Below are 23,137 nucleotides of genomic sequence, written 5' to 3' on the forward strand. Positions count from 1 at the left end.
TCACCCCACCTCACCCCACCTCACCCCACCTCACCCCGCCCCCGCGATCTTGCAGTTACGGCCCTCGGGATGCGGCATTGGCGATGATTGTCCGGGCCGAAAGTGCAAGATCGACGGGCGGAGGGGGCGGGGTGGGGACGGGTGGGGGCGGGGTGGGGACGGGGGGACGGGGTTAGAGGGTGCAGTTGATCAGGACGGGCTCGGGGTGGAGGGGGACGCCGAAGCGGGCGTGCACGCCGTCGCGGATCTCCCGGGCCAGTGCCACCAGCGCGGCGGTGCTGGCGGTGCCGGACCGGTTGGTGAGCGCCAACGTGTGCTTGGTGGAGATGGCGACGCCCTCCGGGCCGGCGTACCCCTTGCCGAAGCCGGCCTGCTCGATCAACCAGGCCGCGCTGATCTTCACCACGTCACCGGCGCCCGGCCAGGCCGGCGGCTCACCCACGCCCAGGCCGGCCGCGCGCCCCCGGAGCAGCTCGTACGCCTCGCGGTCGAGCACCGGGTTGGTGAAGAACGAGCCGACCGACCAGGTGTCCGGGTCGGCCGCGTCGAGCACCATGCCCTTGCCGGCCCGCAGTCGACGCACGGTGGCCCGGGTGTCGGCCAGTGGCGCTGGGTCCCCCACCTCGACGCCGAGCGCGCGGGCCAGCTCGGCGTAGCGGATCGGGGCGGACAGCGGCGAACGGGTGAGCCGGAAGTCGACCGAGAGCACCACCCAGCGGTCGCTGTACTTGAAGATGCTGCCCCGGTAGGCGAACCCGCAGTCGGCCGCCGGGATGCGGACCACCTCGCGGTGCGCGCGGTCGTACGCCTCGACCGCGACGATCGTGTCGGCGACCTCCTGGCCGTACGCGCCGACGTTCTGGATCGGCGTCGCGCCGGTCGAGCCGGGGATGCCGGAGAGGCACTCCAGGCCGGCCCAGCCGCGCTCGACGGTGGCCGCGACCAGCTCGTCCCACGGCTCGCCGGCGGCGACGCGTACCGTGACGGTGTCGCCGTGCTCGGCGACGACCGTGAGGCCCCGGGAGCGGACGAGCACGACGGTGCCGGGGAAGCCCTGGTCGCCGATCACCACGTTGCTGCCGCCGGCCAGCACCAGGACGGCCTGGTCGCGGGCCTCCGCCGCGCGCACCTTCGCCACCAGATCGGCGGCGTCGCCGGCGATCTCCAGCCGCCCGGCCGGGCCGCCGAGCCGCAGCGTGGTGTAGCGCGCCAGGCTGGCCGGATCGGTCGGCCCGGCGGCGGTCGTCGGTTCGGCGTAGACGTCTGGCACGCCTTTCACCCTAGGCTGAGGGGTAGCCGTGGCACCCACTGGTGGCTCGGTCACCCCCGGGAGGATGGCGATGAGCAGACTGCACCACACGAAGGACTTCTGGATCGGCGCGTTGCGGACGGAGGGGCCCGCGTTCGCCACGGCGGTGGCGGAGGCGCCTCCCGAGACACCCGTGCTGTCCTGTCCCGGCTGGACGGTCACCGATCTCGCCCATCACCTGAGCCGCGCCTACCTCTGGGTGGGCACGGTGCTGACCGCCGGTGGCACCGCCCGTCCGGAGCGGCACGAGGTGGAGCCGCCGGCCGGTCTCACCCCGGCCCAGTGGTACGCCCAGGAGTACGAGCGGCTGACCGCGCTCCTGGAGGGGCTGGACCCGGAGGCGCCGGCGTGGAACTTCGCGCCCCAGCCGAAGAAGGCCGGTTTCTGGCCGCGCCGGGTGGCGCACGAGACGGCCGTGCACCGCTGGGACGCCCAGCTCGCCATCGGCGCGGGGGACCCGATCGAGGCCAAGCTCGCGTCCGACGGCGTGAGCGAGGTGCTGGACACCTGGCTGCCGGCGGGCCGGCGGGTGCGGTCCGGCCAGTGGCACGGGGTGGTCCAGTTGACCGCCACCGACGCCGCGCAGGAGTGGTACCTGCGGTTGCGGGGTGAGGGGGTCGCTCTGCTGGACACCGCGACGATCCTGGACCACGACGACCACCGGGCCCGGGCGCAGGTGACCGGCACGGCAAGTGACCTGCTGCTGGCGCTGATGGGCCGGATCAGCTTCGACACGCTGGGCGTGGCCGGTGACCGCACCCTGTTGGACGGGCTGCGGGTGGGCTGACCGAGGCTGCGATACCGGGCGGAGAGGGGCGGGATCGACCCTCTCCGCTTTTTTCGGGCAGTAAGAGAGCGCTCTCTTGACAGGATCGAGGGCATCGACCACGCTCTCGTGAGAGCGCTCTCTTAGTACCGGAACCGCCCTCCACCACCAGTTACGACCCCGAGAGGTCAGGACAGCATGCTCACCTTCACGCGCCGTCGACTGGCGGCGGTGGCCCTCGTCGCCGCCACCGCACTGCTCGGCACCACCGGCTGCGGCGGCGGCGACGAGCCCGCCGCCGACGGGCCGGTCACGCTCACCGTCGACGTCTTCGGCCAGTTCGGCTACGCGGACCTCTACCAGGAGTACATGGCCAGCCACCCCGACGTGAAGATCGTCGAGCGGGGCACCGGCAGCAACCTCGACGAGTACTCGCCGAAGCTCACCCAGTGGCTCGCCGCCGGCAAGGGCGCCGGCGACGTGGTCGCCATCGAGGAGGGGCTGCTGGTCGAGTACAAGGCCAACCCGCAGAACTTCGTGAACCTGCTCGACCACGGCGCGGCCGACCTGAAGGGCAACTTCCTCGACTGGAAGTGGAACCAGGGGCTCACCGCCGACGGCAAGCAGCTCATCGGTCTCGGCACCGACGTCGGCGGTATGGCCATGTGCTACCGCAAGGACCTGTTCGCCAAGGCCGGCCTGCCCACCGACCGGGAGGCCGTGTCCAAGCTCTGGCCCACCTGGCAGGACTACGTCAAGGTCGGCGAGCAGTTCACCGCGAAGAAGACCGGCGCTTCGTTCCTCGACGCCGCGACGAACACGTTCAACACCATCCTGCTCCAGACCGCCGGCAACACCAGCGGCTACAGCTACTACGACACCAGCAACAACCTGGTCGTGGGCAGCAACCCGGCGGTACGGCAGGCGTACGACACCACAATGGACATCATCGACTCCGGCCTCTCCGGCAGGTACGGCTCCTGGTCCGAGGAGTGGGTCTCCGCGTTCAAGCAGTCGAAGTTCGCCACCATCGCCTGCCCCGCGTGGATGACCGGCGTGATCGAGGGCAACGCCGGCCCGGCCGCCAAGGGCAAGTGGGACATCGCCCAGATCCCCGGTAACGGCGGCAACTGGGGCGGCTCCTTCCTCGCCGTGCCGAAGCAGAGCAAGCACCAGGCCGAGGCGATCGAGCTGGCCAAGTTCCTGACCAGCGCCAAGGGTCAGATCGGCGCGTTCAAGCTCAAGGGCCCGCTGCCCTCGTCCCCGCAGGCGCTGGCCGACCCGGCGATCGTCGACTCGAAGAACGCCTACTTCTCCGAGGCCCCGGTCGGCAAGATCTTCGCCGAGGGCGCCAAGAACCTGAAGCCGGTCTACATGGGCCCGAAGAACCAGGCCGTCCGCACCGAGGTGGAGAACGCCGTGCGCACCGTGGAGCTGGGCAAGCGCTCCCCCCAGCAGGGCTGGACCGACGCCGTCGCCAACGCCGAGAAGGCCGCCGCCAAGTAACCCGAGCAGCACGTGCGGGCGGTCCCGGCGACGGGTGCCGCCCGCACGGCGGAAAGGAATACCGGGTCATGGCAGTCCAGCTCGACGCCCGCCCGCCGGTCACACCGGCCCCCCGGCACAGCCGTCCCGTCCGGGGCGCCCGGCTCAGCCGGTTCGACACGAAATACTCGCCGTACCTGTACATCGCCCCGTTCTTCCTGCTGTTCGGCGTCTTCGGGGCGTACCCGCTGGCGTACACGTTCTGGGTCTCGCTGCACGACTGGGACCTGCTCGGCGCGGAGCACCCGTTCATCGGCCTCGACAACTACAGCCAGCTCCTCGCCGACCCGGACTTCTGGCACTCCGTGGTCAACACGCTGGGCATCTTCGTCATCTCCACGGTCCCGCAACTGCTGGCCGCGCTCTGGCTGGCCAACCTGCTCAACCGCCAGCTCCGAGCCCGCACCACGTGGCGGATGGCGGTGCTGGTCCCGAACGTCACCTCGACCGCCGCGGTGGCGATCGTGTTCGCGGTGCTGTTCGGCCGCGAGTTCGGCATGATCAACTGGCTGCTCGACCACGTCGGCGTGAGCGCGATCGACTGGAAGGCGAACAGGTTCGCCGCCTGGGTCGCCATCTCCACCATGGTCGACTGGCGGTGGACCGGCTACAACGCGCTGATCTTCCTGGCCGCCATGCAGGCCATCCCGCGCGACCTGTACGAGTCGGCGTCGATCGACGGCGCCGGCCGGGCCCGGCAGTTCTGGTCCATCACCGTGCCGCTGCTCAAGCCCACCATCATCTTCGCGGTCATCATCTCCACCATCGGCGGCCTGCAACTCTTCACCGAGCCGCGGATGTTCAACTCCGGCACCAACGCGATCCGCGGCGGGCCGCTGCGCGAGTCGCAGACCGTGACCATGTACATGTTCGAGAACGCGTTCGCGCCGCACTACAACTTCGGTTACGGGTCCGCCATCGCCTGGCTGCTCTTCGCGCTGATCGCGGTGGTCGCGGCGATCAACGTCCTGCTCCTGCGCCGGCTCGGCGGCGGCTCCCGCAAGGAGGTCTCCCGATGACCCGCGTCTGGTCGGCCAGCCGGCTCACCTATCTGGCCCTGGGGCTGTCGGCCCTGCTGTCGATCTTCCCGATCTACTGGATGTTCGTGGTGGCCAGCCGCACCAGCGACGCCATGGGTCAGGTCCCGCCGCCGCTCACCCCCGGCGGCAACCTGGGCGCCAACATCGCCCGGCTGTTCGACAACACCGACGCGTACTTCCTCACCGGCCTGATCAACTCGACGATCGTGGCCGTCACGGTGACCGTCTCGGTGGTCTTCTTCGCCACGCTGGCCGGGTTCGCGTTCGCCAAACTGCGCTTCCGCGGACGCAACGCGCTGCTGCTGGTCATCGTCGCCACCATGATGGTGCCCACCCAGCTCGGCGTGATCCCGCTCTACCTGCTGATGACGAAACTGAACTGGAACGACCGGCTGCCCGCCGTGATCGTGCCGGCGCTGGTCACCGGCTTCGGCGTGTTCATGATGCGGCAGTACGCCGGCCAGGCGGTCAGCACCGAGCTGATCGAGGCGGCCCGGATGGACGGCTGCAACACCGCCCGGATCTACTGGAACGTGGTGCTGCCCGCGCTGCGCCCGGCCGCCGCCGTGCTCGGCCTGCTCACGTTCATGACCACCTGGAACGACTTCCTGTGGCCGTACGCGGTGCTCAACGACCCGGAGAACCCCACCGTGCAACTGTCGCTGCGGGCCCTCTCCGACGGTTACTACCAGGACATGTCGCAGGTGTTCACCGGCACGGCCATCGCCACGTTGCCGCTGCTGCTGGTCTTCGTCCTGTTCGGCCGCCAGATCATCGGCGGGATCATGGAAGGTGCGGTCAAGGCATGACGGATCTCCGATTTCCCGAGGGCTTCGTCTGGGGCGCGGCCACCGCCGCGTACCAGATCGAGGGCGCCGCCCGCGAGGACGGCCGCGGCCCGTCGGTCTGGGACACCTTCAGCCGTACGCCGGGCGCGGTGCACTCCGGCCACACCGGCGACGTCGCCTGCGACCACTACCACCGGTACGCCGAGGACGTCGCGTTGATGGCCGAGCTGGGGCTGCGCGCGTACCGGTTCTCGGTGGCCTGGCCCCGGATCCAGCCGGACGGCACCGGCCCGGTCGAGCCACGTGGGCTGGACTTCTACGACCGGCTCACCGACGCGCTGCTGGCGCGGGGCATCGACCCGATCGTCACGCTCTACCACTGGGACCTGCCGCAGTCGCTGGAGGACCGGGGCGGCTGGACCGTCCGGGAGACCGCCGAGCACTTCGCCGACTACGCGGTCGCGGTGCACCGCCGCCTCGGCGACCGGGTCCGCACCTGGACCACGCTCAACGAGCCGTGGTGCTCGGCGTACCTCGGCTACGGCAACGGGGTGCACGCGCCGGGCCGGCAGGACGCCGGGGACGCGTTCCGGGCCGTACACCATCTGCTGCTCGGCCACGGCCTGGCCGCGCGGGCGCTGCGCGCGGCCGGCGCGGAGACGCTCGGGATCACGCTCAACCTGGCCGACGTGCAACCGGCCGACGCCGGCAGCGCCGCCGACGCCGAGGCGGTACGGCTCGTCGACGGGCTGCACAACCGGATCTTCCTGGACCCGCTGACCGGCGCCGGCTACCCGGAGGACGTGCTGGCGCACGTCAGCCGGATCGTGGCGACCGACTTCGTGCGGGACGGCGACGAGAAGGTCATCGCCGCGCCGCTGGACCTGCTCGGCCTGAACTACTACTCGCCCACCTACGTCGCCGGGCGGGCGGACGGCGCGGGCGGCAGCGCGTACCCGGGCACCGAGGGCGCGGTCGAGTTCCTGCCGGCGGCCGGGCCGCTCACCGACATGGGCTGGGCCATCGAGCCGGCCGGGCTCACCCGGCTGCTGGAACGGGTGGCCGCCGACCACCCCGGGCTGCCGCTGATGATCACCGAGAACGGCGGCGCGTTCCCGGACGCCACCCGCGACTCCTCGGGCCGGGTGGCCGACGCCGACCGGACCGCCTACCTCGACGGACACCTCCGCGCCGCGCACCGGGCCATCGCCCGCGGGGTCGACCTGCGCGGCTATCTCGTATGGTCGTTGCTGGACAACTTCGAATGGGCCGAGGGTTACCGGAAGCGGTTCGGGATCGTCCACGTCGACTACCTGACCCAGCGGCGCACACCCAAGCAGAGCGCCCGCTGGTACCAGGAGGTGATCGCCCGGAACGGGCTGTGACGAGGTGGTGGTAACGGGGATGACGACGGCACAACGGCCGACCCTGGAGGCGGTGGCCCGGCGGGCCGGCGTCTCCCGGGCCACGGTCTCCCGGGTGGTCAACGGCTCGACCACGGTCGCCGAGTCGATCCAACAGGCGGTCCGCCGGGCGGTCGAGGAACTCGGGTACGTCCCGAACCTCGCCGCCCGCAGCCTGGTCACCCAGCGCACCGACTCGGTCGCGCTGGTCATGCCGGAGGCGGCCACCCGGGTCTTCTCCGACGACCAGGTCTTCCCCGGCATCATCCGGGGCGCCGCCCAGGAGCTGGAGGCAGCCGACAAGCAGCTCGTGCTGATGCTGGCCGGCTCGCCGGCCGGGCACGAACGCGTCGAGCGGTACACCACCGGGCGGCACGTCGACGGCGTGCTCTTCGCCTCGCTGCACGGCGAGGACCCGCTGCCCGGCCGGCTCGCCCGGCTCGGCATCCCGGTGGTGTGCAGCGGCCGGCCGCTCGACGGCGCCGACGTGCCGTACGTCGACGTGGACCACGAGGGCGGCGTGACCCGGGCGGTGGAGCACCTGATCGCCACCGGCCGGCGGCGGATCGCCACCATCGCCGGCCCGCAGGACATGGTCGCCGGCATCGAGCGGCTGATCGGCTACCGCACCGCGCTCACCGCCGCCGGGCTGCCGGAGCTGGTCGCGTACGGCGACTTCACCCGGGAGTCCGGCACCGCCGCGATGCGCGCACTGCTCGCCGCCGACCCGGAGCTGGACGCGGTGTTCGCCGCCTCCGACCTGATGGCGCACGCCGCCCTGCGGGCCCTGCGTGAGGCCGGGCGACGGGTGCCCGAGGACGTCGCGGTGATCGGGTTCGACGACATCGAGACGGCCGCCTACACCGAGCCGCCGCTGACCACCGTGCGACAACCGATAGTGGAGCTGGGCCGGGCGATGACCCGGCAGCTCCTGCGCATCGCCGCCGGCGAGCACGTCGAGCAGGCGCTGATGCTCCCCACGGAGCTCATCCTCCGCGACTCCGCGTAAGGCGGGGCCCCCTGTTAACGCATTCCGCATAGCAGGGGGCCCCGCTTAACAAACCGGTCGCGGCGTCGACGCGGGATGGCTAGCGTCGCCCGGATGAGTGAAGCCCTGATCCGGCCCGCCCGCGTCGACGACGCGCCCGCCGTGGTGGCGCTGCGCGCGCTGGTCTTCCCCTACCTGGTACGCGGCGTCGAGTCGACCCGCCGGATGATCGGCCAGCCGCCGCCCGGCGAGGACTGGGCGGCCTGGGTCGCCGAGGCGGACGGACAGGTGGTCGGCTGGACGTCGGCGTACCGCAACACGCAGACCTCGACGCCCGGGGTCGGTGAGATCTCCACGCTGCACGTCCACCCGGGCCATCGCGGCCGGGGCACCGGCACCGCGCTGCTCGACACCGCGCTCGACCATCTGCGGACGCTCGGGTCGACCCGGGTCCTCACCCACGCCCGCGCCGAGTCGCTCCCGTTCGCGCAGCGGCACGGCTTCACGCCCAGCCGGGAACTGCGCTACTCCGCGCTCGACCTCGACCCGACCCCACCGGCGCCGGAGCCGCCGCCGGGCGTACGGCTGCTGCCGACCGCCGGGCTCGACCCGCGCCGGGTCCATCGGGTGGACTCCGAGTCGGCCCGCGACGAACCGGGTGACGTGCCGACGGACGCGCTCGGCTACGACCTGTGGCTCCACGAGTGCTGGGAGAACCTCGGGCTGGACCGGGAGGCCAGCACCGTCGCCGAGATCGACGGCGAACTGGTCGCGGTGAGCCTGGTGAAGCGCGACGGCGACCGGATGTGGTCGGACTTCACCGGCACGCTGCCCGCGTACCGGGGTCGGGGGTTGGCCCGGCTGACCAAGCAGGCCGCGCTGCACGCCGCCGCCGCGCGCGGGGTGCGGGCCGCCTACACCTCCAACGACGAGGCGAACGCGCCGATGCTGGCCATCAACGCGGCGCTCGGCTACCGGCCGGTCGACAGCCAGTGGTCGTGCCGACGCACGCTCACCTGAACCGCCCGGCGAAGCGGTAGCCGTGCCGGCGCACGCTCAGCGTCCTGCCGGCGCACGCTCAGCCTCCTGCCGGCGCACCCTCAGCGTCCTGCCGGCGCACGCTCAGCGTCCTGCCGGCGCACCCTCAGCTCAGTGCCCGGCGGCGACCCGCGCCGCGGTCGCGTACGCGTCGGCGCCGAACAGCACCAGCCGGGCCTCGACCAGGTGCGTCGGGTCGGCCGCGTGCAACACGGTCAACGCCTGCGCGACCGCGTCCTCGGCCGGCCAGCCGTAGATCCCGGCGGAGATCAGCGGGAACGCGACGGTCAGCGCGCCCAGTTCGTCGGCGACGCGCAGGCTGTTGGCGTAGCAGTCGCGCAGCAACGCCGAGCGGTCCTCGCGCGGCGAGAAGACCGGACCGACGGTGTGCACCACCCAGCGCGCCGGCAGGTCGCCGGCCGTGGTGGCGACCGCCTGCCCGGTCGGCAGCCCTCGCCCGTAGCGGGAGGCGCGCAGCGCCTCGCACTCGGCCAGGATCGCCGGCCCGCCGCGCCGGTGGATCGCGCCGTCCACGCCCCCGCCGCCGAGCAGCGACGAGTTCGCCGCGTTGACGATCGCGTCGACCTGCTGGGCGGTGATGTCGCCCTGGATCAGCACCGTGTCCATGGTGTCAGCGCTCCTCGTTCATGGTGTCAGCGCTCCTCGACGTGCTGGCCGAGCGACCGGCGGGTCAGCAGGGCGGCCCCGGCGACGGCGGCCGGCATGACCAGCACCGCGCCGAGCGGGATCAGGAAACACAGGAAGACCGCCACCCCGAAGCCCAGCGCGGTCGGCCGGTCCGCCCGTAGCTTCGACCGCCGGTCCGGCAGCCGCATGCCGCGCCGCTGGAACGGCGCGCCGACCAGCTCCAGCGCCAGGAACCAGCCGCCGACCAGGGCGCCGACCACCGGCACCACCGTCTGCCCCACCAACGGGATGAAACCGGCCACGAACAGGGGTACGCCGACCAGCGCGGAGATGGCCACCAGGCGCAGCGAGTCGGCGATGCTGCGCCGCATCGAGGCCCAGAACGGCACCTCCACCATGCCCGGGGTGCCGCCGAGCCGGTCCTCGACCCGCTCGGAGATGGCCTCGTAGAACGGGTCGCCGACGGCCAGCGTGACAGCGGTGAACGTGAGCACCCCGACCAGTGCGGCCACCCCGACGACGGCCAGCCCGGCGGCGACCCGCAGCAGCCCGCGGGCGGTCGACGACCAGTCGTCGGCGAACGGGGTGAGCCAGGCGGCCAGGTCGTCCACGAAGTAGAGCAGGGTGGCGAAGAGGGCCAGGTAGAGCACGCCGGAGATGAGCGCCGGCACCACGCCGAGCAGCATCAGTTTCGGGCTGCGGACGTACATGCCGAAGCCACGCAGCAGCAGGCCGGCGCCGCCGAGGAAGCGGGTCGCCGCGCCGGTGACGGGCGCGACGGTACGGGAGGCGTTCACGACGGCACAGCCTAGTGGGCTCACGCACCCCGCCCGGGTGAGGTGTAAGGAGGGGCCCCCTCCAATCCCTATGCGTTAAGAGGGGGCCCCTCCTTACACAATGGGTGGGTGCGTGCGTCACGGCTGATCTCGTTGGTGCTGCTGCTCCAGTCCCGGGAGACGATGACGGCGGCCGAGCTGGCCCGCGAGCTGGAGGTCTCGGAACGCACCGTCTACCGGGACGTGCTGGCGCTCTCCGCCGCCGGGGTGCCGGTCTACGCCGACCGGGGCCGGGCCGGCGGCTACCGGCTGCTCGGCGGCTACCGGACCCGGCTGACCGGGTTGAGCCGCGACGAGGCCGAGGCGTTGTTCCTGGCCGGGCTGCCCGGGCCGGCCGGCGACATGGGACTGGCCGACGCGGTGGCCGCCGCCGAGTTGAAGGTGCTGGCCGCGCTGCCGCCGAGCCTGCGGGACGCGCCCGCGCGTACCGGTCAGCGGTTCCACCTGGACGTGCCGGGCTGGTTCCGGGAGAGCGCGCCGCCGCCCCGGCTGGCCGAGCTGGCCGGGGCGGTCTGGCGGGACCGGACCGTCGAGCTGCGCTACCGGCGCGGTGACCGGGAGGTGACCCGCACGCTGGCGCCGTACGGGCTGGTGCTGAAGAACGGCGTCTGGTATCTCGTCGGCCGCGTCGGCGACGGGTGGCGGACGTACCGGGTGGACCGGGTGGTCGACGTCGAGGTGGGCCCGGAACGCTTCGACCGGGACGAACGCTTCGACCTCGGCGCGTACTGGCGGGAGCAGGCCGGGGCGTTCCTGCGCGACCTGCTGCGGGACCGGGTCACCGTGCGGCTCGGGCCGGCCGGGCTGCGCGTGCTGCGACACCTGGTGGACGCGCCGTTCGTGTACGAGGAGGCGGTCGCCGCGGCCGGCCGGCCCGACGGGCAGGGCCGGCTGGTGCTCCGGCTGCCCGTCGAGTCGGTCGACGTGGCGTACGCCCAACTGCTGGCGCTCGGCCCCGAGGTGGAGGTGCTGGCGCCGCCGGAGCTGCGGGCCCGGTTCGCCGAGGCGGCCCGCCGCGCGGCGGCGCTGTACGCGGACCCGCCGCCGGACGCCGGCCCACCCCGGGGGGCGGACCCGCCGCCGGACGCCGGGCCGCCCGGAGACGGACTGTCCGGGGACGCCGGTCAGCGGTAGCCGGTGTCGTCGGCCGGTTTGCCCGGCGCGACCACCTCGTCGTGGTAGCGGGCCCAGTGCGGGCGGGTGCCGTCGAGGTCGGTGAAGCCGTACACCTGGGCCAGCCCGCCGCTGTCCAGCGACTGCCCGTTCCAGCGGTGCCGGTCCGGGTCGGCGGCCAGCGCGACCACGGCCCGCCCCACGAACGCCGGCGTCTCGGACATGACGAAGTGCCTGTCGGTCTTCGCGCCGTCGCGCCAGTTGGCCTCCGTGACGCCGAAGTGCTCCAGCATCGCCTCGGAGCGCAGCCAGCCGGGCGTGAGCGCGACGGCGGTGCCGCCGTGCGGGGCCAGTTCGTGCGCCTGGGTGAAGCCGAGCCGGTTCACCGACACCTTGGCCAGGTCGTAGAAGACGGAGAGGCGGTACGCCGTGTCGTTGTACGCCTTCGTGCCGTCGCCGATCTCGACGACCAGCCCGCCCGGGTTGCGGATCAACAGCGGCAGCGCGAAGTGGCTGGTGATGATGTGGGTGTCGACGGCCAGCCGCAGCGTGCGGAAGCCGGCGTCGAGCGGCTGCTCCCAGACCGGCTTCTCCCAGGTGATCAGCGGGTCCGCGCCCCAGATGTCGTTGACCAGCACGTCGAGCCGGCCCTGCTCGGCGTCGATCCGCTCGACCAGGCGGCGTACCTGTTCCGGGTCGAGGTGGTCGACGGCGACCGCGATGCCGGTGCCGCCGGCGGCGGTGACCAGCTCGGCGGTCTCCTCGATGGTCTCCGGCCGGTCCATCTCCGAGCGGCGGTCCCGGGTGGTGCGGCCGGTGGCGTAGACGGTGGCTCCGGCGGCGCCGAGCTGGACGGCGATCTGCCGGCCGGCGCCCCGGGTCGCGCCCGCGACGAGCGCGACCTTTCCGGTCAGTGGTGAGTTCATGGGTTCACCGTGTCACCGATACCTGACAGCCGAAGTCCGGTTTCCCGACGACTGTGGATCGGCGATCATGACGGCATGCACCTGCTGCTCTCCGGCATCGTCGGCTCGGTCGCGTACGGGCTGGCCGGCCCCGGCTCGGACACCGACCGGCTCGGCGTCTTCGCGGCGCCGACGGTGGCGTTCCACGGCCTGCGTCCGCCCCGGGAGTCGGTGGTCACCACCGAGCCGGACGTCACGCTGCACGAGGCCCGGAAGTACGCGCTGCTGGCGCTGAGCGGCAACCCGACCGCCACCGAGCTGATGTGGCTGCCGGACGACTGCTACGAGACCCGGACCGCGTTCGGCGATCGACTGATCGGCATCCGGTCGGCGTTCCTCAGCGCCCCCCGGGTCCGGGACGCCTATCTCGGCTACGCCGCCCAGCAGTTCCGGAGGCTGACCACCGCGCCGGCGGACGTGGGCGGCCGGCGACGGTCGGCCAAGCACGCCCGGCACCTGGCCCGGCTTCTGCACCAGGGCCGGGCCCTCTACGCCACCGGCGTGCTGGAGATCCGGCTGGCCGACCCGGAGTGGTTCCGGGCGTTCGGCGAGCGGGTCGCCGGTGGCGCGCTGGCCGAGGCGCAGGCGCTGGTGGCGAGCGCCGAGGCGGACTTCGCCCGGATCCGCACACCGCTGCCGGAGCGCCCGGACGAGGAGCCGGTGGAGCGGTGGCTGCTCGACGTCCGGGCGGCCCACCTGCCCCGCTGACTCAGTCCGCCAGGCGGACCCGGACCCGACGGTTGGCCCGGCCCTTGCTCTCCACCTTGACCACCTGGACCTTGCCGATCTGGGCGGTGGAGGCGACGTGCGTGCCGCCGTCGGCCTGCACGTCCAGGCCGACGATGTCGACGATCCGCACCTCCTGCTCGTCCGGCGGGATCAGGTTGGACTGGGTTCGGATGATGTCCGGCAGCGCCAACGCGTCGGCGCGCGGCAGCACCCGGACCGCGACCGAACGGTCGGCGGCCACCTCGGCGTTGACCAACTCCTCGATGCGGGTCTTGAAGTCCGACGGCACCTCGGGGAGGTTGAAGTCCATCCGGGCCTCGCCCGGTTCCATGTTGCCGCCGGTGACCAGCGCGCCGAAGTCCCGGAACACCACGCCGCAGAGCACGTGCAGCCCGGAGTGGGTCCGCATCAGCATGGTCCGGCGGGCGTCCTCCACCGCGCCGGTGACGTCGACGCCGACCGGCGGCACCGGATCACCCTCGGCCGGGATCAGCCACAGGTCGTCGCCCTTGCGGGTGCCCACGATCCGGGTCTGTACGCCCTGCCAGAGCAGCACCCCGTGGTCCGGCGGCTGGCCCCCACCGCCGGGGTAGAACGCCGACCGGTCCAGCACGATGCCCTGCTCGGGGTCGGCCGCCAGCACCCGGCACGTCCACTCGCGCAACGTGGGGTCGGCGAGGTCGAGGCGGTGCGTACGGCCGTGGTGTGTGACGCCCATGCCGCCCGACGTTACCCGTTGAGGAACGACGAGACGCGCTCCCGTACGTCGGCGCGTTCGGTCCAGAGCACGCCGGGCCGGTCGTACACGTGCAGGGTGGCGGCCGGCAGCGCGGCGGCGAGCTGCTCGGCGACGGCGACCGGGTGCAGGTCGTCGTCGACGCACCCGATCACCAGCGCCGGGGCGGTGACCGCGGCGAGCGCGCCGGCGTCGTCCAGCGGAGCCTGGCCGGGCAGGCTGGCCAGGCCGGGTGCGAGCCCGTCGCGCAGCAGTTGGTCGAGCCGTTGCCGCAGGTAGGCCCAACCGGCCGGGGTGTTGCGGACCGACGGTGGCAGCTCCAGCGACACCACCTCGGCGAGCGCGTGCGCGTCGCCGTCGGCCACCGCGTCGAGCAGGCCGGTGAGGCGGGCCCGCGCCACCTCGCCGCGCGGCGCGTCCAGCACCGCGGGGAGGAAGAAGACGAGTTTCTCGAAGCGTTCCGGGCTCTCGGCGAGCAGCCGGCACAGCGCGCCCGCGCCGAGGCTGGCGCCGAACGCCCGGGTGGCGCCGCCCAGGTCGGCGACGGCCCGCAGGTCACGGGCGAGGTCGAGGTAGGTCCACGGCCCGGGTGGGGAGTCGGACCGGCCGTGCCCGCGGAACTGGAAGAAGACCCGCCGGCCGGTGACGCCACTGCCGAACGGCCGGGTGGTGGCGATGCCGTTGCCCAAGCCGTGCGCGAACACGGTGACCGGATCGCCGACGCCGGTGACCAGGCGTTCCAGGCTCACCCCGTGCGGGGTGTCGACAAGCTCGGTGTCCGGCTCGGGCAGCGCGGGCCGGCCGGTCCGTGGCCCGCCGGGGCCGGGACCCCAGGTGCGGGGGCCGCCGTCCGGCGGCGGGGGCCAGCGGAAACCTCTCACCAGGACCCTCGGCCGTCGTGCAGGTCCCGTAGGCCGGGTCGCACGTCGAGCAGGTAGATGAGGCCGGCCGCGATGCCGACCAGTCCGAAGAGGCTGATCGGGCCGAAGCCCAGCAGGGTCAGCAGCAGGCAGACCGCCAGGATGGCGACCCAGCCGCCCTTGGGCAGCGTGCCGAGCGCGGCGAAGCCGTCGCCGCGCTGGGTGATCGCATGCACCAGGGCCACACCCTGGATGACCAGGGCGAAGACGAGCAGGATCAGCTGAATCACGGAGCGGACTTCGAACGCGAAGATCGGCGCGGCGTAGGCCATGTCGGCAAGCTTATGCCGAGACCCCGGAAACGTCCGACAGGACGCTGTCCGGGGTCTCGGTGGAGAGTCGGGTCACTCGGCGGCGGAGCGGGTCCGCTTCGTGGCCTTCGGCAGCTTCGCCGACGGGGTGGCCGGCTTGCCGGCGACGGCCCGGGTGGCGGTCGCCTTGGTGGCCCGGGTCCGCTTCACGGCGGCCGGCTTGGCGGCCACCGCCTCGGCGACCTCGGCCGGGCTCGGCACCTCGGTCTTCGGGGCCTCGGTCGTCGTCCCGGTCTTCGGGGCCACCGTCGACACGGCGGTCGGGGCACTCTCGGTGGTCGCCTCGATGTCGGCGTTCACCGTGTCGGCGGCCTCCAGCACACCGGCGCCGACGACCCGCTCACCCCGGGCGACCAGCTCGGCGTACGCGGCCAGGGCGCGCTCCTGCGCGGCGTACGCGCTGGACACGACGGCGGCGGCGTTACGCGTGGCGGCCTCGCGGAGCTTGTCCAACTGCGCGGCCTCGCGGAGCTTGTCCAGCTGCGCAGCCTCACGGAGCTTGGCCAACTGGGTGGCCTCGCGGAGCTGGTCGAGGTCGGTGGAGCGCAGCCCGGTGGCGGTCAGGTTGGCCGTCTTCAGCGTCTCGGCAGCCTTCTGGCGCAGCTCGTAGCCGGTGCCGACGGCCCTGCCGCCGAGGTCGGCCACGACCCGCGTGCCCAGGCCGCTGACCACGGTGGGCAGCTTGCGGAGCTGCTCCAGGGCCAGCTCACCGGCGCCGGCGGCGGCGTAGAGGGGGGCGGGGATGCGGTTGGTCTTCGGCTGGGTCATGACTGCTGCTCCTCTTCGGCCGCACCGGCGGCCTTCCGGGCCGCCCGGCGGGCGGTCGTGCGTTCACGGGCGGCGGTGGTCGGCGCGGGCGCGGGGCCCGCCTCGGTGACGGCTACCGATTCGAGGACGGCCTCGGTCGGGGTGCCGTCGGGTGTCACGGGGCCGGTCGCGGCCGGCGCGACGGTGGCCGGGGCCTCGGGCGCGGCGGCCGGCTCGGCGGGCTCGGCGCCCTCCGCCGGCCCGGGCGTGGCGGCCGTCGGCTCGGTGGGCTCCACCGGTCCGGCCGTGCCGGTCGCCTCGGCCAGGCGCGCGTTCTCCCGGCGGAACGTCTCGTAGATCTGGGTGAGCGACTGCTTCTGGGCCATGGTCAGCTCGGCGTCGACCGCGATGGCCGCGAGCACGCCCTGCCCCTCCTTGTCGTCCAGCAGTCCGGCCCGCAGGTACATGGCCGGGGTGGAGACGCGTAGCGCGCTGGCGAGCTGCTGGAGCACCTCGGCGCTCGGCTTGCGCAGCCCGCGCTCGATCTGGCTCAGGTACGGGTTGCTGACGCCGGCCTGCTCGGCGAGCTGACGCAGTGAGATCTTCGCGTTGCGCCGCAGGTCGCGAATGAACCCGCCGACATCGGGAAGGTCCTTGCTGGTGGCCATGACTCAACGCTAGCGCGCGCTGCTAGCTGCTGCAAGCAAAGTGCTAGCCAGAGTTAGCGACGTCACCCGAAGTCGGTTGCGGGGTCGGCGTCCGCCTCCGTACCGTTCCGCCGTGACGAAGATCGAGATCAACGGCGCGGCGCTCGCCTACGACGAAGCGGGCAGCGGCAGCGCCGTGGTGCTGCTCCACGCCGGCATCGCGGACCGGCGGATGTGGCGCGACCAGGTGCCGGCGCTCGCCGCCCGGCACCGGGTGATCGTCCCGGACCTGCGCGGCTACGGCGAGTCGGAGCTGCCGCCCGAGCCGTTCGCCCACCACGACGACGTGGTCGGGCTGCTCGACGCGTTGGGCGTCGAGCGGGCCGCGCTGGTGGGCTGCTCGTTCGGCGGCCGGGTCGCGGTGGACACCGCGCTGGCCCACCCGGATCGGGTGAGCGCGCTGGCGCTGTTCGGCGCCCCGCTCTCCGGCCACGAGTGGTCCGAGGAGACCGAACAGCTCTGGGAGAACCTGGTCGGCGATGTGGACCCGGAGGACTTCGGGGCCACCGCCGCCGGCGAGGTGCGGTTCTGGGTGGTCGGCCCGAGCCGGCAGCCGGCCGACGTCGACCCCGAGCTGATCCGGTTCGCCGAGGAGATGGACCGCCGGGCGCTCGCCGCCGAGCAGGCGCTCAGCGCGATCGAGGTGGGCGAGCTGGACCCGCCGGCCGTCGACCGCCTGGGCGAGCTGCGGATGCCGGTGCTGGCCGCGGCCGGCGCCGACGACATCCCCGACATCCGCCGCCTGGCCGACCGCATCGCCGCCGAGGCCCCCCACGGGGTACGCCTCCCCGACATCCCGAACGCCGCCCACCTGTTCCCCCTGGAGCACCCCACCGAGGTCAACACCGCCCTCCTCACCTTCCTCCCCTGACCATCAACGAGGGTCACCAGAGGGGGCGGACGGCGCCTACCGGAAGGCCGCCGCCCAGCAGGGGCACCTCGGCGTACTCGGTGAGGATGGGGGCGGTCAGGCCCAGCCGGGTCAGGGCGGAGGTCAGGACCGGCATCCTCGGGCGGGCGGCACCGTCGTCGATCTTGAGGGCGACCGCGCCGACGCCCGGGACCGCCGCCGCGATCACCCCCTCCGCGCCGATCTTGGCGAGCAGACCGGGTACGCCACGCATCAGCCGGGTGTCGTCGGCCTGGGTGCCGCCGACCAGCTCCGGGTACGCGCGCATGGCGTCCGCCACGGTTCGCTCCACGGTGCCCGGCTCGGCGGTGACCAGCCGCAGGAAGGCGCGCGCCAGCCCGGTCACCGACACGGCGTGCACGGGTGCGCCGCAGCCGTCCACCCCCACCGCCGCCGCCCGCTCCCCGGTGAACTCCTCCACGGTGGCGGTCAGCCGCTGCTGGAGCGGGTGCTCCGGCCGCCAGTACCCGTCCCACGACCAGCCGGCGGCCCGGCAGGTCAACAACATGCCGGCGTGCTTGCCGGAGCAGTTCATCAGCACCCGGGACGGGCCGCCACCGGCCCGCAGCACCGCCTCCCGGGCGGCCTCACCGAACGGCAGGTCCGGCGGGCAGTGCAGCGCCTCCGGGGTCAGGCCGGCGCCCCGGAGCAGCGCGGTGACGCGTTCGACGTGGAACTCCTCACCGGCGTGGCTCGCGGCGACAAGCGCCACGTCGGCCGGGTCGGTCAGCGCGAGCCCGGCCCGGAGCATGCCGATCGCCTGCATCGGCTTGTTCGACGACCGGGGGAAGATCGGCGAGCCGACGTCGCCGGCGCCGGCGACCGGCGTGCCGGCGGCGTCCAGCACCACCACGGAACCACGGTGGACGCCCTCCACGAACCCGGACCGGACCACCTCGGCGAGCGGCACGCCGCCCTCGTACGTCTTTCCCACAGGGTGGACGGTACCGACGGGACTGTCACGGACGGCAGCGGGGTGACCTGGGACGCCGACCGCACGCGTACAGGTGCGGGTGCTTGTGCGCCGCTTACACGCCGAGCAGCGCGCGGGCCTCGGCGTTGGTCAGCGGCGGGCGCTGGGCGAGTTGGGCGAAGCCGACCGCGCGCGCGACGAGCTGCATGTTGGACTCCACCGGGCGGCCCTTCGCGTAGGTGACCGTGTCCTCCATCCCGACCCGCAGGTGACCGCCGGTGGCGAGCGAGGACAGCATCACCGGGATGGTGCTGCGGCCGATGCCGGTGGCCGCGAACGTGGTGCCGTCGGGCAGGTCCCGGAGCATCTGCTGGGCGGCGACGAGGGTGGCGGTGGTGCCCGGCATGCCGCCCGGCACGCCCATCACGAAGTCGACGTGGACGTGCCCGCCGTGCGGCAGGCCGTACTTGCCGAGCAGCCGCTGCAACGCGGTGAGGTGGCCCAGGTCGAAGATCTCGTACTCGGGGACGACGCCCCGCTCCTGCATCCGGGTGTGCAGGTCGACGATGAACTCCCAGCGGTTGAGGAACACGTCGTCACCGAAGTTGACCGTGCCCATGGTGCAGGAGGCCATGTCCGGCCCGGCGTCGAGCACCGCGAGCCGGTGCGCCTCCGGGTCGGTCACCGCGCCGCCGGAGGAGAGCTGCACGATCAGGTCGGTGCTCTCCCGCAGCGCCGACACGGTCTCCCGCAGCCGGCCCGGGTCGAGCGTGGGCCGCGCCTCGTCGTCCCGGATGTGCACGTGGATCACGGCCGCGCCGAGCGCCTCGCACTCCTTGGCGGTCAGCAGCAGTTCGTCGAGCGTCACCGGCAGCGCCGGCACATCCGCCTTGGCCGACTCCGCACCGGTGGGGGCAACCGTGATCAACGTCCCTGTCGTCATGCCCCGGATCCTAGACCGGCCCCCGGCACCGGGTCGACCGCAGGATTTCCGGTGCGAGCGGCGTCAAGAAGGGAACCTTTCTCTACCAGAGGCGTTAATAAGGGGCCCTTCCTTACACGTCGATGGCGGCGGCGGTGTCGCCCACCATCAGGCGGGCGTCGTCGGGGGTGTTGCGCTTGAGCACGGCGAGCGCGATCTGCCCCAGCTCGTAGTGGTGCACGGCGGTGCCGACGAAGCCGACCGTGCGACCGTCAAGCGTGACCGGCGTGCCGGCGGACGGCGGCTGGTCGGTGGTCACGCCGTCCAGGTGCAGCAGCGCGAGCCGGCGCGGCGGCTTGCCCAGGTTGTGCACCCGGGCCACCGTCTCCTGCCCCCGGTAACAGCCCTTGTCCAGGTGCACGGCCGGAGCGATCAGGTCCACCTCGGCGGGGATGGTGCGGTGGTCGGTGTCCACCCCGACCCGGACCCGCCGGGCGGCCACCCGGATCGCCTCGTACGCCCACAGCCCGGCCACCGGCACGCCCGCGCCGCGCAGCGCGGTCACCACCTCGGCCATCGCCGGACGGGGCACCAGCAGGTCGACGCCGAGCGCCACCCGCCGGGCCCAGCCGCCGGACGGCAGCGGCTTGACGTCGTACACCACGGAGGGCCGCGCGGGCAGCTCACCGGAACGGAACTTCGGACCCGGCACCCCGACCAGGTCGGGTGCGGCCAGGCCGGTGACGCCGAGCGTGCCGAGCGCGTCGACCGCCTCCGGCCCGACCAGCGAGAGCACCGCGTGGTCGGCGGTCGCGTCGCGCGGGTCGACCTTGCTGAAGAAGCGCATCTTCGCCAGGTACGCCAAAAGGCCGCCGGTCATCCCCGGCTCGGTGTCCAGCCAGGTGGTCTCGCCGTCCTCGGCGACCAGCGCGTGCTGCTCGACGTGCCCGTTCGGAGAGAGCACCAGCAGCTCGGTGCCCTGCCCGGGCGCCAGCGCGGCCAGGTGCTGGCTGGTCAGCGTGTGCAGCCAGCCGATCCGCTCCTCGCCGGGCACCGCGACGACGCCCCGGTGCGAGCGGTCGACCAGACCGACGCCGGTGGCGAGGACGCGCTGTTCGCGCATCGGGTCGCCGTAGTGCGCGGCCACCGGCGCGACGCCGGCCGCCCGGTGGGCCGGCTCGGGCTGGTCCCGGGTCTCCTCGTCGATGGCGGCGGCGGCCACCGCGCCCGCGATGTCGATCATTTGCGTTCCCCGTCCTGTGCGCACCGGCCGCAGACCCCGAAGAGGGCCACGTGCCCGATGTCGACCTGAAATCCGCGCTGCCCGGCGAGCTGGTCGGCGAGCGGCCCGAGCATCTCCGGGGAGATCTCGTCGATCGCCCCGCACTCCCGGCACACCAGGTGCACGTGCTGGTGCTCGCCGGCCGCGTGGTACGTCGGCGAGCCGTGCGACAGGTGGGTGTGGGTCACCAGACCGAGCCGTTCCAGCAACTCCAGCGTGCGGTAGATGGTGGTGATGTTGACCCCGGCCGCCACCTCGCGGACCGCCGTGTGCACCTGCTCCGGGGTGGCGTGCCCCAGATCCAGGACGGCCCGGAGGACCAGCTGCCGCTGCGCCGTGAGCCGCAGCCCGCGCGAGCGGAGCAGTTCCGCGAGGGAGGATTCCGACACCCTCCGATCATAGTTCGGCCGCCGCGCCGGTCCCGGTCGCCGCCGGGGTACGCCGCTACGCTGCGCCGGTGGAGGGTGCTCGGCGGCAGCATGGCCGGCCTGATCGCCGCCCGGGTGCGGAGCGAGGCGCGACCCGGGTGGCGGTGCCCGGCCGAGGGCTGGTCCCGGCCGGCGAGGCGGTGCTGCGCGGCGACGACCGGGGCGTCCTGCACGGCGACGGCCTGTTCGAGACGCTGCACCTGCGCGCCGGCCGGCCCTGGCTGCGCGACGCCCACCTGGCCCGGCTGCGGGCCGGCGCGGCGGCGATCGACCTGCCGCTGCCGCCGGTCGAGGCGCTGGTGGAGCTGCTGGACGCGGTGCGGGCCGGCTGGCCGGCGGAGACCGAGGGCGCGTTGCGGCTGGTCTGCACGCGCGGGCCGGAGGACGACGGCCCGCCCACGGTGTACGCCACGCTCGGCGAGGTGCCGGCGGCGGTTCGGCGGGCCCGGCGGGACGGGGTGACGGTGGCCACCCTGCCGCTCGGCGTGGCCGCCCGGTCCCGCCCCGAGCTGGGCTGGCTGCCGGCCGGTGTGAAGTCCATCTCGTACGCGACGAGCACCGCGGCCCGGCGGTGGGCGCGACGCGCCGGCGTGGACGACGTGCTCTGGGTCTCGACGGACGGCTACGTGCTGGAGGCGCCCACCGCGAACGTGGTGTGGCTGACCGCCGGCACGCTGCTGACCGTGCCGGCGGCGGCGACCGGCGTGCTGCCCGGCGTGACCGCCCACCACCTGCTGGCAAGGGCCACCGAGCTGGGCCTGACCGCGGCCGAGCACCTACCCACCGTCGCCGACCTGCACAACGCCGAGGCGATCTGGCTGACCAGCTCCCTCCGCGGCCCCACCGAGGTCACATCCCTGAACGGAACCCCCCGCCCCCGCTCCCCCCTGACCCCCCGCCTGCAATCCCTCCTGGGCTTCCCCCACCCGCCCTCCCGGGGTTGATCAAGGAGTTCGCGTCGGAGTTGATCTCCTTGTTGACGCAAACCTCTTGATCAGGGCGCCGGGAAAGGGGTCAGCCGGCTACTCGGGTCAGGCGGGCGGAGAGGTGGGGGGTCAGGGGGTGGCCCATGGCGGCCATCTCCTGCGCGTAGAGCAGGGCGCCCTCCACGATGCCGAACAGGCGGGCACCGGCGGTGACCTCCTTCGCGGTGGCCGTGCGGACCACCGCGTCGCTCGCGAACTCGATCTGGGTGCCCTTGCGCTTGCCGATGTGCAGCTCCATCACACCGGTCGGCACGCTCATCAGCGCCTCGATCTCGTCGGTGACCCGCTCGCCGTCCAGCACCGGACGCCACCAGCCCACCTCGCGACCGGCCGGGCGGACCGGGCGGCTCTCCTCGTCCAGGATCCACGCCCGGGACTCGTAGAACAGGAACGGCCGGCCGTCGTGGCTGATCCGGATCTCCTGCCCGTAGTCGAAGTCCTCGATCGTCGGGAACCCGCCCCGGCCCCGGCCGCGCCACACCCCGATGTACGGCAGCAGCCCATCCAGGCTCGGGTGCAGCTTGGGACCGACGCGCAGGTCGTGGCTCTCCTCGTACGGGTACTCCTCGACCGGCGGCGCGTTCAGCCACGGCGGCTGGAGCGGATTCTCACTCACCATCTACCTCTTGCTATCCGGACTGCGACGTAGACCAGACCGCCGGCGAGCGCGCCCAGACCGGCGACCAGCAGGCTGACGAACCCGATCTCGGTAACCATCCGGGCCATCCTATGCTGGGCGGCATGACGCGCACTCTCGTCGTCAAGGCCACCGCCGGCGCGGACGCCCCGGAGCGGTGCGCCCAGGCGTTCACCGTCGCCGCCACCGCGGCCGCGGCCGGGGTCGACGTGTCGCTCTGGCTGACCGGCGAGTCGACCTGGTTCGCGCTGCCCGGGCGGGCGGAGTCGTTCGAGCTGCCGCACTCGGCGCCGCTGGGCGAGCTGCTGCACGTGGTGCTGGCCACCGGCCGGGTGACCGCCTGCACCCAGTGCGCGGCCCGGCGGGACATCGGCCCGGACGACGTGATCCCGGGCGTACGCATCGCGGGAGCGGCGGTCTTCGTCGAGGAGGCCATGGCCGAGGGCGCGCAGGCGCTGGTCTACTGACCC

At 73.4% G+C, this 23,137-nt stretch carries 27 protein-coding genes; 12 read left to right on the top strand and 15 right to left on the bottom strand.

The annotated features are described in order from the left end of the window. Nucleotides 1-172: 172 nt before the first annotated feature. Nucleotides 173-1,270: a UDP-N-acetylmuramate dehydrogenase gene (locus ACZ6O5_RS05515; protein WP_465974582.1), complete on the bottom strand. Its 1,098-nt coding sequence runs from the start codon at nt 1,268-1,270 to the stop codon at nt 173-175. A gap of 70 nt (nt 1,271-1,340) precedes the next feature. Here ACZ6O5_RS05515 and ACZ6O5_RS05520 point away from each other — a divergent pair, with 70 nt between their 5' ends. From ACZ6O5_RS05520 to ACZ6O5_RS05550, 7 genes are all read left to right on the top strand, one after another. Continuing rightward, on the top strand, nt 1,341-2,096 hold the full coding sequence (locus ACZ6O5_RS05520) for a maleylpyruvate isomerase family mycothiol-dependent enzyme (RefSeq protein ID WP_465974584.1): 756 nt from the start codon (nt 1,341-1,343) through the stop codon (nt 2,094-2,096). A gap of 177 nt (nt 2,097-2,273) precedes the next feature. After that, nucleotides 2,274-3,581, top strand: coding sequence for an ABC transporter substrate-binding protein (locus ACZ6O5_RS05525; protein ID WP_465974586.1), 1,308 nt, complete (start codon nt 2,274-2,276; stop codon nt 3,579-3,581). A gap of 68 nt (nt 3,582-3,649) precedes the next feature. Beyond that, entirely contained in the window at nt 3,650-4,639 is a 990-nt protein-coding gene (locus tag ACZ6O5_RS05530; protein WP_425788981.1) for a carbohydrate ABC transporter permease, read from the top strand. Then, nucleotides 4,636-5,469 (top strand): carbohydrate ABC transporter permease, encoded by an 834-nt coding sequence (locus ACZ6O5_RS05535; protein WP_107160444.1) that lies wholly within the window; start codon nt 4,636-4,638, stop codon nt 5,467-5,469. Before ACZ6O5_RS05530 ends, ACZ6O5_RS05535 begins: the two co-directional genes overlap by 4 nt. Next, entirely contained in the window at nt 5,466-6,833 is a 1,368-nt protein-coding gene (locus ACZ6O5_RS05540) for a GH1 family beta-glucosidase (protein WP_465974588.1), read from the top strand. Before ACZ6O5_RS05535 ends, ACZ6O5_RS05540 begins: the two co-directional genes overlap by 4 nt. 19 nt (nt 6,834-6,852) lie before the next feature. Beyond that, entirely contained in the window at nt 6,853-7,860 is a 1,008-nt protein-coding gene (locus tag ACZ6O5_RS05545) for a LacI family DNA-binding transcriptional regulator (protein ID WP_465974590.1), read from the top strand. A gap of 93 nt (nt 7,861-7,953) precedes the next feature. Continuing rightward, on the top strand, nt 7,954-8,859 hold the full coding sequence (locus ACZ6O5_RS05550) for a GNAT family N-acetyltransferase (RefSeq protein WP_465974592.1): 906 nt from the start codon (nt 7,954-7,956) through the stop codon (nt 8,857-8,859). Nucleotides 8,860-8,988: 129 nt separating this feature from the next. Here ACZ6O5_RS05550 and ACZ6O5_RS05555 read toward each other — a convergent pair whose 3' ends face one another. After that, complete coding sequence (locus ACZ6O5_RS05555) at nt 8,989-9,504, bottom strand: O-acetyl-ADP-ribose deacetylase (RefSeq protein ID WP_465974594.1); 516 nt, start codon at nt 9,502-9,504, stop codon at nt 8,989-8,991. A 26-nt stretch (nt 9,505-9,530) separates the two neighbouring features. Continuing rightward, on the bottom strand, nt 9,531-10,322 hold the full coding sequence (locus ACZ6O5_RS05560; protein ID WP_281938368.1) for an EI24 domain-containing protein: 792 nt from the start codon (nt 10,320-10,322) through the stop codon (nt 9,531-9,533). A gap of 108 nt (nt 10,323-10,430) precedes the next feature. Between ACZ6O5_RS05560 and ACZ6O5_RS05565 the strand changes: the two genes are divergently transcribed. Beyond that, on the top strand, nt 10,431-11,495 hold the full coding sequence (locus tag ACZ6O5_RS05565) for a helix-turn-helix transcriptional regulator (RefSeq protein ID WP_465974597.1): 1,065 nt from the start codon (nt 10,431-10,433) through the stop codon (nt 11,493-11,495). Here ACZ6O5_RS05565 and ACZ6O5_RS05570 read toward each other — a convergent pair. Beyond that, nucleotides 11,486-12,400: an SDR family oxidoreductase gene (locus ACZ6O5_RS05570; protein WP_465974599.1), complete on the bottom strand. Its 915-nt coding sequence runs from the start codon at nt 12,398-12,400 to the stop codon at nt 11,486-11,488. The two genes, ACZ6O5_RS05565 and ACZ6O5_RS05570, sit on opposite strands and share 10 nt — an antisense overlap. A 75-nt stretch (nt 12,401-12,475) precedes the next feature. Here ACZ6O5_RS05570 and ACZ6O5_RS05575 point away from each other — a divergent pair, with 75 nt between their 5' ends. After that, entirely contained in the window at nt 12,476-13,147 is a 672-nt protein-coding gene (locus ACZ6O5_RS05575; protein WP_465974601.1) for a nucleotidyltransferase domain-containing protein, read from the top strand. A gap of 1 nt (nt 13,148) precedes the next feature. Here ACZ6O5_RS05575 and ACZ6O5_RS05580 read toward each other — a convergent pair whose 3' ends face one another. The 5 genes from ACZ6O5_RS05580 to ACZ6O5_RS05600 form a co-directional block, all read right to left on the bottom strand. Next, the gene (locus ACZ6O5_RS05580) at nt 13,149-13,886 is read right to left on the bottom strand and encodes an alanyl-tRNA editing protein (RefSeq protein ID WP_107160463.1); all 738 of its coding nucleotides are present in this window, start codon (nt 13,884-13,886) and stop codon (nt 13,149-13,151) included. Nucleotides 13,887-13,897: 11 nt separating this feature from the next. Beyond that, nucleotides 13,898-14,785 carry an alpha/beta fold hydrolase gene (locus ACZ6O5_RS05585; protein WP_465974603.1) on the bottom strand — a complete coding sequence of 296 codons (888 nt, stop codon included), beginning with the start codon at nt 14,783-14,785 and terminating at the stop codon, nt 13,898-13,900. Beyond that, nucleotides 14,782-15,096: a DUF2516 family protein gene (locus ACZ6O5_RS05590; RefSeq protein WP_465974605.1), complete on the bottom strand. Its 315-nt coding sequence runs from the start codon at nt 15,094-15,096 to the stop codon at nt 14,782-14,784. Before ACZ6O5_RS05590 ends, ACZ6O5_RS05585 begins: the two co-directional genes overlap by 4 nt. 72 nt (nt 15,097-15,168) lie before the next feature. Beyond that, a complete protein-coding gene (locus ACZ6O5_RS05595; RefSeq protein WP_465974607.1) occupies nt 15,169-15,903 on the bottom strand; it encodes a hypothetical protein in 735 nt (244 codons plus the stop codon). After that, nucleotides 15,900-16,550 carry a helix-turn-helix domain-containing protein gene (locus tag ACZ6O5_RS05600; protein WP_465974609.1) on the bottom strand — a complete coding sequence of 217 codons (651 nt, stop codon included), beginning with the start codon at nt 16,548-16,550 and terminating at the stop codon, nt 15,900-15,902. Before ACZ6O5_RS05600 ends, ACZ6O5_RS05595 begins: the two co-directional genes overlap by 4 nt. Nucleotides 16,551-16,662: 112 nt before the next feature. Here ACZ6O5_RS05600 and ACZ6O5_RS05605 point away from each other — a divergent pair, with 112 nt between their 5' ends. Further along, entirely contained in the window at nt 16,663-17,460 is a 798-nt protein-coding gene (locus tag ACZ6O5_RS05605) for an alpha/beta fold hydrolase (RefSeq protein ID WP_465974611.1), read from the top strand. A gap of 13 nt (nt 17,461-17,473) precedes the next feature. Here ACZ6O5_RS05605 and ACZ6O5_RS05610 read toward each other — a convergent pair whose 3' ends face one another. The 4 genes from ACZ6O5_RS05610 to ACZ6O5_RS05625 all read right to left on the bottom strand — a co-directional run bounded on the left by ACZ6O5_RS05610 (nt 17,474) and on the right by ACZ6O5_RS05625 (nt 21,005). Further along, nucleotides 17,474-18,433, bottom strand: a complete 960-nt coding sequence (locus ACZ6O5_RS05610) for an asparaginase (RefSeq protein ID WP_465974613.1) — start codon at nt 18,431-18,433, stop codon at nt 17,474-17,476. A gap of 94 nt (nt 18,434-18,527) precedes the next feature. After that, complete coding sequence (locus ACZ6O5_RS05615) at nt 18,528-19,355, bottom strand: beta-keto acid cleavage family enzyme (protein WP_465974615.1); 828 nt, start codon at nt 19,353-19,355, stop codon at nt 18,528-18,530. 112 nt (nt 19,356-19,467) lie between these two features. Then, a complete protein-coding gene (ygfZ, locus tag ACZ6O5_RS05620; protein ID WP_465974617.1) occupies nt 19,468-20,577 on the bottom strand; it encodes a CAF17-like 4Fe-4S cluster assembly/insertion protein YgfZ in 1,110 nt (369 codons plus the stop codon). Continuing rightward, nucleotides 20,574-21,005 carry a Fur family transcriptional regulator gene (locus ACZ6O5_RS05625; protein ID WP_357300105.1) on the bottom strand — a complete coding sequence of 144 codons (432 nt, stop codon included), beginning with the start codon at nt 21,003-21,005 and terminating at the stop codon, nt 20,574-20,576. Before ACZ6O5_RS05625 ends, ygfZ begins: the two co-directional genes overlap by 4 nt. Nucleotides 21,006-21,142: 137 nt before the next feature. Here ACZ6O5_RS05625 and ACZ6O5_RS05630 point away from each other — a divergent pair, with 137 nt between their 5' ends. Then, the gene (locus ACZ6O5_RS05630; protein WP_465974619.1) at nt 21,143-21,988 is read left to right on the top strand and encodes an aminotransferase class IV; all 846 of its coding nucleotides are present in this window, start codon (nt 21,143-21,145) and stop codon (nt 21,986-21,988) included. 70 nt (nt 21,989-22,058) lie between these two features. Here ACZ6O5_RS05630 and ACZ6O5_RS05635 read toward each other — a convergent pair whose 3' ends face one another. Both ACZ6O5_RS05635 and mtfM read right to left on the bottom strand, forming a co-directional pair. Further along, on the bottom strand, nt 22,059-22,649 hold the full coding sequence (locus ACZ6O5_RS05635; RefSeq protein WP_465974621.1) for a heme-binding beta-barrel domain-containing protein: 591 nt from the start codon (nt 22,647-22,649) through the stop codon (nt 22,059-22,061). Continuing rightward, nucleotides 22,643-22,747, bottom strand: a complete 105-nt coding sequence (gene mtfM, locus ACZ6O5_RS05640) for a small membrane protein MtfM (RefSeq protein WP_013475110.1) — start codon at nt 22,745-22,747, stop codon at nt 22,643-22,645. Before mtfM ends, ACZ6O5_RS05635 begins: the two co-directional genes overlap by 7 nt. 12 nt (nt 22,748-22,759) lie before the next feature. Between mtfM and ACZ6O5_RS05645 the strand changes: the two genes are divergently transcribed. Further along, nucleotides 22,760-23,134, top strand: coding sequence for a DsrE family protein (locus ACZ6O5_RS05645; protein WP_465974623.1), 375 nt, complete (start codon nt 22,760-22,762; stop codon nt 23,132-23,134). The last annotated feature ends 3 nt before the right edge of the window (nt 23,135-23,137 follow it).

Source organism: Micromonospora sp. NPDC049201 (assembly GCF_055586805.1).